9 protein-coding genes are annotated in these 8,598 nt (G+C 68.6%); 5 read left to right on the top strand and 4 right to left on the bottom strand.

Annotated features, from left to right (window positions below):
• From nuoL to nuoN, 3 genes are read left to right on the top strand one after another with little or no spacing between them, the layout of a single operon-like run.
• Positions 1–1,887: an NADH-quinone oxidoreductase subunit L gene (gene nuoL, locus NB3_RS23250; protein ID WP_067807352.1), complete on the top strand. Its 1,887-nt coding sequence runs from the start codon at positions 1–3 to the stop codon at positions 1,885–1,887.
• The gene (locus NB3_RS23245; protein ID WP_157111969.1) at positions 1,884–3,506 is read left to right on the top strand and encodes an NADH-quinone oxidoreductase subunit M; all 1,623 of its coding nucleotides are present in this window, start codon (positions 1,884–1,886) and stop codon (positions 3,504–3,506) included. Before nuoL ends, NB3_RS23245 begins: the two co-directional genes overlap by 4 nt.
• Positions 3,503–5,128, top strand: coding sequence for an NADH-quinone oxidoreductase subunit NuoN (gene nuoN, locus NB3_RS23240; protein WP_067807349.1), 1,626 nt, complete (start codon positions 3,503–3,505; stop codon positions 5,126–5,128). The genes NB3_RS23245 and nuoN overlap by 4 nt, the downstream gene beginning before the upstream one ends.
• A 51-nt stretch (positions 5,129–5,179) precedes the next feature.
• Here the strand turns inward: nuoN and NB3_RS23235 are convergent, their stop codons facing one another.
• From NB3_RS23235 to NB3_RS23225, 3 genes are read right to left on the bottom strand one after another with little or no spacing between them, the layout of a single operon-like run.
• A complete protein-coding gene (locus NB3_RS23235) occupies positions 5,180–6,007 on the bottom strand; it encodes a helix-turn-helix domain-containing protein (protein ID WP_244892040.1) in 828 nt (275 codons plus the stop codon).
• Positions 6,008–6,012: 5 nt separating this feature from the next.
• The gene (locus tag NB3_RS23230) at positions 6,013–6,561 is read right to left on the bottom strand and encodes a DUF6879 family protein (protein ID WP_067807341.1); all 549 of its coding nucleotides are present in this window, start codon (positions 6,559–6,561) and stop codon (positions 6,013–6,015) included.
• Positions 6,561–6,794, bottom strand: coding sequence for a hypothetical protein (locus tag NB3_RS23225; protein WP_051020738.1), 234 nt, complete (start codon positions 6,792–6,794; stop codon positions 6,561–6,563). Before NB3_RS23225 ends, NB3_RS23230 begins: the two co-directional genes overlap by 1 nt.
• 251 nt (positions 6,795–7,045) lie before the next feature.
• Here NB3_RS23225 and NB3_RS35680 point away from each other — a divergent pair, with 251 nt between their 5' ends.
• On the top strand, positions 7,046–7,288 hold the full coding sequence (locus tag NB3_RS35680) for a GntR family transcriptional regulator (RefSeq protein ID WP_169810739.1): 243 nt from the start codon (positions 7,046–7,048) through the stop codon (positions 7,286–7,288).
• A gap of 34 nt (positions 7,289–7,322) precedes the next feature.
• On the opposite strand, the gene NB3_RS23215 is transcribed toward NB3_RS35680, so the two are convergent.
• Positions 7,323–8,153, bottom strand: a complete 831-nt coding sequence (locus NB3_RS23215) for an alpha/beta fold hydrolase (RefSeq protein WP_067807335.1) — start codon at positions 8,151–8,153, stop codon at positions 7,323–7,325.
• A 130-nt stretch (positions 8,154–8,283) separates the two neighbouring features.
• Between NB3_RS23215 and NB3_RS23210 the strand changes: the two genes are divergently transcribed.
• Positions 8,284–8,598 (top strand): TetR/AcrR family transcriptional regulator (locus tag NB3_RS23210; protein ID WP_244892039.1); only part of this gene is annotated, 315 nt, incomplete at its 3' end.

Here is an 8,598-nt window from a genome sequence, read left to right as displayed (position 1 = left end):
GTGGACACCGCGACGCTGTGGCTGCTGCCCGCCCTCCCCCTGGCGGGCGCCATCGTCCTGTTGCTGACCGGACGCTACGCCGACAAATGGGGTCATCTGCTCGGCACCGCGCTGGCCCTGGCCTCCTTCGTGGTCGCCGCGCTGGCGTTCGCCGACATGCTCGGGCGCGACACCGCCGACCGCGCGGTGCACCAAGACCTGTTCAGCTGGGTCCCGGTGGCCGGGCTCCAGGTCGACTTCGCCCTCCGCCTTGACCAGCTCTCGATGTGTTTCGCGCTGCTGATCACCGGCGTCGGATCGCTGATCCACGTCTACTCGATCGGCTACATGAGCCATGATCCGGCGCGGCGGCGGTTCTTCGCCTACCTGAACCTGTTCCTCGCGGCCATGCTGCTGCTGGTCCTGGCGAACAACTACCTGGTGCTCTACCTCGGCTGGGAAGGCGTCGGCCTGGCCTCCTACCTGCTGATCGGGTTCTGGTACCACAAGCCGTCGGCGGCAACGGCGGCCAAGAAGGCGTTCGTCGTCAACCGGGTCGGCGACATGGGCCTGGCGATCGCGATGATGGTCATGTTCGCGACGTTCGGATCGATCGACTTCGACGTCGTGTTCGGCGCCGCGTCCGGCGCGGGCGAGGGCACGCTCACCGCGATCGGTCTGTTGCTGCTGCTGGCAGCGTGCGGCAAGTCCGCGCAGGTGCCACTGCAATCCTGGCTCGGTGACGCGATGGAGGGCCCCACCCCGGTGTCGGCGCTCATCCACGCGGCCACCATGGTCACCGCGGGTGTGTACCTGATCGCGCGTTCCAACGCGATCTTCGATCTCGCACCGTACGCGCGCCTCGGCGTGGTGCTGGTCGGCGCGGTCACCCTGCTGTTCGGCGCGATCATCGGTTGCGCGAAGGACGACATCAAGAAGGCGCTCGCCGCCTCCACCATGAGCCAGATCGGCTACATGGTGCTGGCCGCTGGCCTCGGCCCCGCCGGATACGCCCTCGCCATCATGCATCTGCTCACCCACGGATTCTTCAAGGCCGGGCTGTTCCTGGGCGCCGGTTCGGTGATGCACGCGATGGACGACGAAACCGACATGCGCCGCTACGGCGGACTGCGCACCCTGCTGCCGATCACCTACGTCACCTTCGGCCTCGGCTACCTCGCCATCATCGGCGTGCCACCGTTCGCCGGATTCTTCTCCAAGGACCGGATCATCGAGGCGGCGTTCAACCAAGGCGGTCTCGGTGGGGTCGCTCTCGGCCTGGTCACGCTGCTCGGCGCGGGCCTGACCGCGTTCTACATGACGCGGGTCATGCTGATGACGTTCTTCGGCGAACGCCGCTGGAAACCGGACACACATCCGCACGAAGCTCCCGCTGTGATGACCGGGCCGATGATCCTGCTCGCCGTCGGCTCGATCGGGGCCGGGGCCGTGTTCGTCTTCGGCTCCTCACTGCAGAACTGGCTCGAACCGGTCGTCGGCGCCCACCACGGCACCGAAACCGTTCCCGCGGCGCTGGTCACGGTCCTGGCACTGGGCGTGGTCGCCGTCGGGGTCTGGGTGGCCTACTCGCAGTACGCGCAGCGCGAGGTCCCCGAGACCGCCCCCGATGGCGTCTCCGCCCTCACCGTCGCGGCACGCCGCGACCTGTACGGCGACGCGGTCAACGAGACCGCCTTCATGCGGCCGGGTCAGTACTTGACCCGGGCGCTGGTCTTCCTCGACAACCGCGGCATCGACGGCGTCGTCAACGGCACCGCGGCGCTGATCGGCGGATTGTCGGCACGGGCACGGCGAGTGCAGTCCGGATTCGTGCGCTCCTATGCCCTGTCCATGTTCACCGGCGCGGCCCTCGTGGCCGCCGCCCTGCTGGCGGTGAGGTTGTGGTGAACGAATACCCCTGGTTGACGACGCTGTGGCTGGCGCCGGTGGTCGGCGCGGCGATCGTGCTCGCGCTGCCCGCCGCGCGACGCACCCTCGCACGCGCGGTGGCACTCGGCTTCTCGGTGCTGGCGCTGGGTATCGGCATCGGGCTCGCGGTGCGCTTCGACCCCGGCGGCGCGCAATACCAGTTCGTCGAATCCCATCAGTGGATTCCGGCGTTCGGCGCCGGCTACACCCTCGGATTGGACGGCATCGCGCTGGTGCTGGTGCTGCTGACCGCGGCGCTGGTGCCGGTGCTGATCCTGGCGGGCTGGCACGACGAACGCGAAGTCGGCAGCGGCAAACGAGTGGCCCACACCTACGTCGCGCTCATCCTGCTCGTCGAGGCGATGGTGCTGATCTCCTTCCTCGCCCTGGACATCCTGCTGTTCTACGTGTTCTTCGAGGCGATGCTCATCCCGATGTACTTCCTCATCGGCGGGTTCGGGCCACGCACCGGCGACGCGCTGCTGCGCAGGCAGCGATCCCGCGCGGCGGTGAAGTTCCTGCTGTACAACCTGTTCGGCGGCCTGATCATGCTGGCGGCGGTCATCGGGTTGTACGTACTGACCGCCCGCGAAGGATTGGGCGATGGCTCGGCGGGCACGTTCGATTTCCGCACCGTGGTCGCCGCCGCCAACGCCGGGCAGCTCGGCGCGGGCCCGGCGGTGCTCAACGCCCTCTTCCTCGGATTCATGTTCGCATTCGCGGTCAAGGCGCCGCTGTGGCCGCTGCACACCTGGCTGCCCGACGCCGCGGTCGCCGCGACACCGTCCAGCGCGGTACTGATGATGGCGGTGGTCGACAAGGTGGGCACCTTCGGCATGCTGCGCTACTGCCTGCTGCTGTTCCCCGGCGCGTCGGACACCTATGCGCCACTGGTGATCACGCTCGCGGTGATCGGCATCGTGTACGGCGCGCTGCTGGCCATCGGCCAGACCGACGTGATGCGCCTGATCGCCTACACCTCGATCTCTCACTTCGGTTTCATCATCCTCGGCGTCTTCGCCATGACCAGCCAGGGCCAGACCGGCGCGACGCTGTACATGGTCAATCACGGCATCTCCACCGCCGCGCTGTTCCTGGTGGCCGGATTCCTGGTCTCGCGGCGCGGCACCCGGCTCATCGCCGAGTACGGCGGCGTGCAGAAGGTGGCGCCGGTGCTGGCAGGCACGTTCTTCATCGCCGGTCTTGCGACGCTGTCGCTACCCGGCCTCGCCCCGTTCGTCAGCGAATTCCTCGTGCTGATCGGCACCTTCACCCGATACCGGTTCGCCGCCGTGATCGCCGCGAGCGCACTGGTGCTCGCAGCGCTCTACGTGCTGTGGCTCTATCAGCGGATGATGACCGGACCGGTCAAGAAGGGCAACGAGCGGATCTGGGATCTCGCCCCGCGAGAGCTCGCCGTCGTGATCCCGCTGATCGCCGCGCTGCTGTTCCTCGGCATCTACCCGAAAGTCCTGACCGACTTCATCGATCCCGCGGTGAGCCAGACGCTCACCACCATCGGCCGCAGTGATCCCGCGCCCTCGGCGCCACCGGCGGAAGCGGGATCGGCGAACCATCCCGGAGGTGCCCACAAATGACCGACCTCGCCTCCACCGCGACACTGGCCGCGAGCGTTCCCGCGCCGAGCATCGAATACGGCGCCCTGTCTCCCATGCTCATCGTGTTCGGCGCCGCCGTACTCGGTGTCCTGGCCGAAGCGTTCGTCGCGCGGCGCTACCGCTATGCCACCCATCTGGTGCTGAGCGTGGCGGGCTTGGTCGCCGCGCTGATCGCTGTGGTGCTGTTGGCAGGCACCGAAATCGCGGCCGTCGCCGGTGCGGTCGCGATCGATGGCGTGACCTTGTTCCTGCAGGGCACGATCCTCGTGGTGTCGCTGCTGGGGATCTTGTTCATCGCCGAGCGCGGGGCGCAGCCGCGTCAGCAGGCGCGGTCGGGCCCGGGAACCTGGAGCCGGGCCGCCGCCACCATCGAACGCGGTGTCGACGCCTTCACCCCCCAGGCCTCGGCGGTGCCGGGCAGCGCGGACGAAGCCGCGGCGCTGCGCGCGGGCGTCTCGACCACCGAGGTGTTTCCCCTGACGCTGCTCGCCGTCGGCGGCCTGCTGCTGTTCCCGGCGTCCAATGACCTGCTGACCATGTTCGTCGCCCTGGAAGTGCTGTCGTTGCCGCTGTATCTGCTGTGCGGTCTGGCCCGGCGCAAGCGGTTGCTGTCCCAGGAGGCGGCGCTGAAGTACTTCCTGCTCGGGGCGTTCTCCTCGGCGTTCTTCCTCTACGGCGTCGCGCTGCTGTACGGCCAGGCGGGCACGGTGCGGCTCGGCGGCATCGCCGACGCGATCGCGCGGCAACCGGACAACGCGACGCTGGCGGTCCTCGGGATCGCGATGCTCGCGGTCGGGCTGTTGTTCAAGATCGGCGCGGTGCCGTTCCAGTCCTGGGTCCCCGACGTCTACCAGGGCGCTCCCACCGCGATCACCGGGTTCATGGCCGCGGCGACCAAGATCGCGGCGGTCGGCGCGCTGGTGCGTGTGCTGCAGGTCGCGGTGCCCGGTCTGCGCGACGACTGGCGACCCATCCTCGCCGCCGTCGCCATCGCCACCATGGCCGTCGGCGCGGTCATGGCGATCACGCAGACCGACGTCAAGCGCATGCTCGCGTATTCCTCGGTGGCGCACGCCGGATTCCTGCTCACCGGCCCGGTGGCGGCCAACGACCGCGGCGTCGCGGCGGTGTTGTTCTATCTGCTGGCCTACGGCATCGGCACACTCGGCGCGTTCGCCGTGGTCAGCCTGGTCCGCGAGCCCGACGGTGACGAGGCCACCGGCCTGCCGCGCTGGGCGGGGCTCGGCCGCCGCTCGCCGTGGCTGGCGACGGTGTTCGCGCTGTTCCTGCTCTCCTTCGCCGGATTGCCGCTCACCAGTGGCTTCGTCAGCAAGTTCACCGTCTTCGAGGCCGCCGCTTCGGGCGGTGCCACCTCGCTGGTCATCATCGGCGTGATCTGCAGCGCTATCGCGGCGTTCTTCTACCTGCGGGTCATCGTGCTCATGTTCTTCACCGACCCGCCCGCCGACGCGCCGGTGCTGGTCAGCCCGCCGCTGACGACGACGATCGTGGCGATCACCGCGGCGGTCACGTTCGCGCTCGGCGTCTTTCCGCAGCCGGTGCTCGACCTCGCCGACCGGGCGGCGACCTTCGTGCGCTGACGCGTCGCGGTGCCGCCGAGCCAGCGCGGCGGCACCTGCGGCGGGACGTACTCAGGCCCCGCGCCGCCGTTCCAGCGCTTTCGCGATCAGCGCACGGGCACGATCGCCGTACTCGGCCTGCTCGGCGAGGATCGCGAAGGTCTTCTCGTGCAGCGCGATCTCCGACGGCCGCGTGATGGTCAGCTCCGCCGAGACCGTCTCGGTCAGCACCTGCGCCCGGTCGTAGATGACGAAGTTCGTTGCCGGGGCGCGGTACTCCGCGCAGATCGGGATGATGCCCAGCCGGACGCTCGGGTTGGCCATCACCGCCAGCAGGTGGGCGAGCTGCTCGGCCATGACGGCGCTGTCACCGACCGTGCGCCACAGCGCGGCCTGATTGATCACGAAGTGGAACCGGTGTTTGGCCCGGAAGAGCACCTGCTTGCGGGTCATGCGCGCGGCCACCGCCTCTTCCAGGTCGTCGCGGCCGCCGGTGACGGCGATGCAGGCGGTCAGGATCGCGCGCGCATAGCCCTCGGTTTGCAGCAGCCCGGGCAGCGTATCCGGCGCGTACCAGCGGATCTGCGTGGTCTGCGCCTCCAGGTCGATCGACTGCCGTTGCCTGCGCGCGTGCCCTGAGGCGACGCTGCGCTGCCATTCCAGGTACATCGATTGCAGATTGCGCGCGTTGGCGACCAGATCGTCCAGCACGGCGATATTCCCGCACGCTTCGCACCATGCGGCGAGGTCGGCTTCCGACGGCGTCTGCTTACCGCCCTCGATCCGGGAGACCTTGCTCGAATGCCACCCGCACCTCGCGGCCAGCTCCAGGCCGGTGAGGTGGGCGGCGCGACGAAGTTCACGCAGGCGCGCGCCAAGCACCTCGCGTGCGTCCGACACACCGTTCACTCGTGTACGTGCTCACTCTCGCAATATCGTTGGTGATCGATTCCCAAAGGCCACAGCCGTTCTCGCGCCCGTACGTAGCGGGCGACCAGCGCCGGATCGCTGGTGATCGACAGGCCGGTGAACGACCCGTTCTCGGCGAAGGTGTTGAAGGCCACGGTGTCGTTGTCGAACAGCCAGTGATCGTCGTGCGGCAGATCGGCGGGGTCGACCAGATGCCGCGGCAGCCAGCGCACCGCTTCACCGGTGGCGATGTTGTCGTCGGTCGCCGACAACAGCCACCGGGTGTAGCCGGTGTGCGGGACCGTCACGACACGTAGTCGTTCCAGCGTGACTCCGCGGGCGGCCGACTCGACCATCAGGGCATCCCAGGCTTTCCACGACTCGGGCTGTTCCTCTCGCTCGTACGCTACTCCGGCATCGAAGCGGCGCAACGCTTCCTGCTCGTCCTCCATCACGTAGTGATCTCGCACCTCCAGGTGGAAGGCGCGGAATCGAGCCGCCCGGAACAGCGGCTCGAAACAGCGATCGCCTGCGACGTGCAGCATCAGCGCACCACCACGGCGGTTTCATGACAGTCGAGGGTCAATTGGGCGAGCAGTTCGGGATCGGTGACCGGTTCACCGGCCACCAGCACCGAACCGCAGGTTCCGCTGGCCTCCACCCGTAGCCACATGCCCGGTTCCAGCCAGTCCAGCAGTTGGTGCGGCACGCGGACGGTGCCCGTGCGGTCGGTGGCATCGCCCTGCACCACGAGCACGCCGGTGTCGGTCGCATACACGGCGGGGCAAGCTCCATGGTCGGATCCGGATCCGAGAAGTCGCAGGTTCATAGCTGATCCTTTGCGAGAGCGGGCGGACGATGTCGTGCAATCGTCCCTACCGGACCCGATGCCGGTCAACGCACTTCGCAAAGTCGCGCAAAATGTGGGCGGCGGTGTCGGTGTGGCTTCTACCGTCGATTCGGCAACTCGGGGCCGCCGCGCCGATGTCGATCCCGGGCTGCCTTCTCCGCGAGGGAAAGGGCTGCGACATGATGAGACGACCCAGGACTGCCGCCGATTTCGCGGTGCTGGGTGTGCTGGCGCCGGGCGGATTGCTCACCGTCGACCAACTGGCGCAGCAGGCGCGACTGACCGCCTGGTCGGTGCGCAGCGCATTGCTGCGCCTGCAGTCGCGCGGTCTGATCATGGACTGCCGGCACCGCGGCCGCTGGGCCATCACGCCGCGCGGCCGTGGTGAATGGGCTGCGAAGGGACGCAGATTCACGTTGTGAGCCGAGACCGAGCTCGATGGCCCGGCTTCTCGGCTCAGGAGGCGCGCAGAACGTCGCGCAGCCGGTCCGCGAAAGCGCCGGGGTCGTCGACGAATCCGGTGTGTCCGCCCGGGAACAGCGTCGGTGTCAGGTCGAGTGCCGCGGCGAGTGCGCGCGAGGTGCGATCGCAGAGTTGCCCAGCGGATTCGGCGCCGATACCGACGACGAGACGGGTGGGCGCGTGGCGCAGAGCGTGGAGATCGGGTTCCCACGTGGTGGTGCCGCGGATCTCGTGGGCGAACCAGTACCGTTCACCGGCCAGTTGCCGCGGGTCGCGCTCGGCACCGAACATCTGCTCGAGCACCGGCTCGGGCATCGTGATGTTCGCGGCGGCGAAGAACTTCCGCCAAGCGCCGAGTACGTCACCCCCGGCGTAGGTCGCGACGAGGTCTTCGGTCGCGGCACGGTGCGCGTCCCGGTCGACGATCAGGGCGTTGATCGGTGGTTCGTGCGCGATCACCGTGGTGACCAGATCGTGGCGAGACTGGGCAAGGGCGAGCGCGGTCACCGCACCGCCGCTGGAACCGAAGACCACGGCGGGGCCCGCGTCGACGTGCGTGATCAGCCGGGCGAGGTCGTCGGCGCGCAGTTCCGGCGTCGAGTCCTGTTCGGCGTCGGCGAGCGTGGAGTTCTGATGCCCGCGCGGGTCGGTGGTCAGCACGGTGTGGTCGGCGGCGAGCAGATCGGCCAGCGGCGCGAACGCGGCGGCGTCCATCGGCGCGCCCACCAGCACGGCCAGCGGTCCCGCGCCACGCAGTTCGTAGTACAGGTTGGCGTCCGGAACGTCGAGGGTCCGCGCGCTGATCGCGGACGGCAGCTGGGTCATGAGTTCTCCTCGTGCGGTCGGTTCTCGTCTCCGGAATGGAGACGATGCGCACGAGCGGAATTCATCGCGGTTGCAAAACCTAGGAGTATTAGGATATTAGTTAATTGACCAAGTTTCCGGAGGTGTGCGCATGATGGCCCGAGCGGGACTGACCGCGGAGCGGATCACGCGGGCCGCCGCCGATCTCGCCGACGACATCGGATTGGAGAACGTCACGATGTCGGCGGTGGCCAAGCAGTTCGGCGTCCAGGACGCGAGCCTGTACTCGCACGTGAAGAATCTGCGAGACTTGCGGGCGCGGATCTCCGTTCTGGCGGCCACGGAGAAGACCGAAATGATCGCGGCGGCCGTGGCCGGTCGCGCCGGACGTGACGCGCTCGCCGCCTACGCCCACGCCTGGCGGGACTACGCACTGCGCTACCCCGGCCGCTACGCCGCGACCCAA

This window comes from Nocardia beijingensis NBRC 16342, assembly GCF_001612785.1.
Lineage (GTDB): Bacteria > Actinomycetota > Actinomycetes > Mycobacteriales > Mycobacteriaceae > Nocardia > Nocardia beijingensis.
Note: the sequence above shows the minus strand (reverse complement) of the source record. Positions and strands in the feature narration are given on the sequence as shown.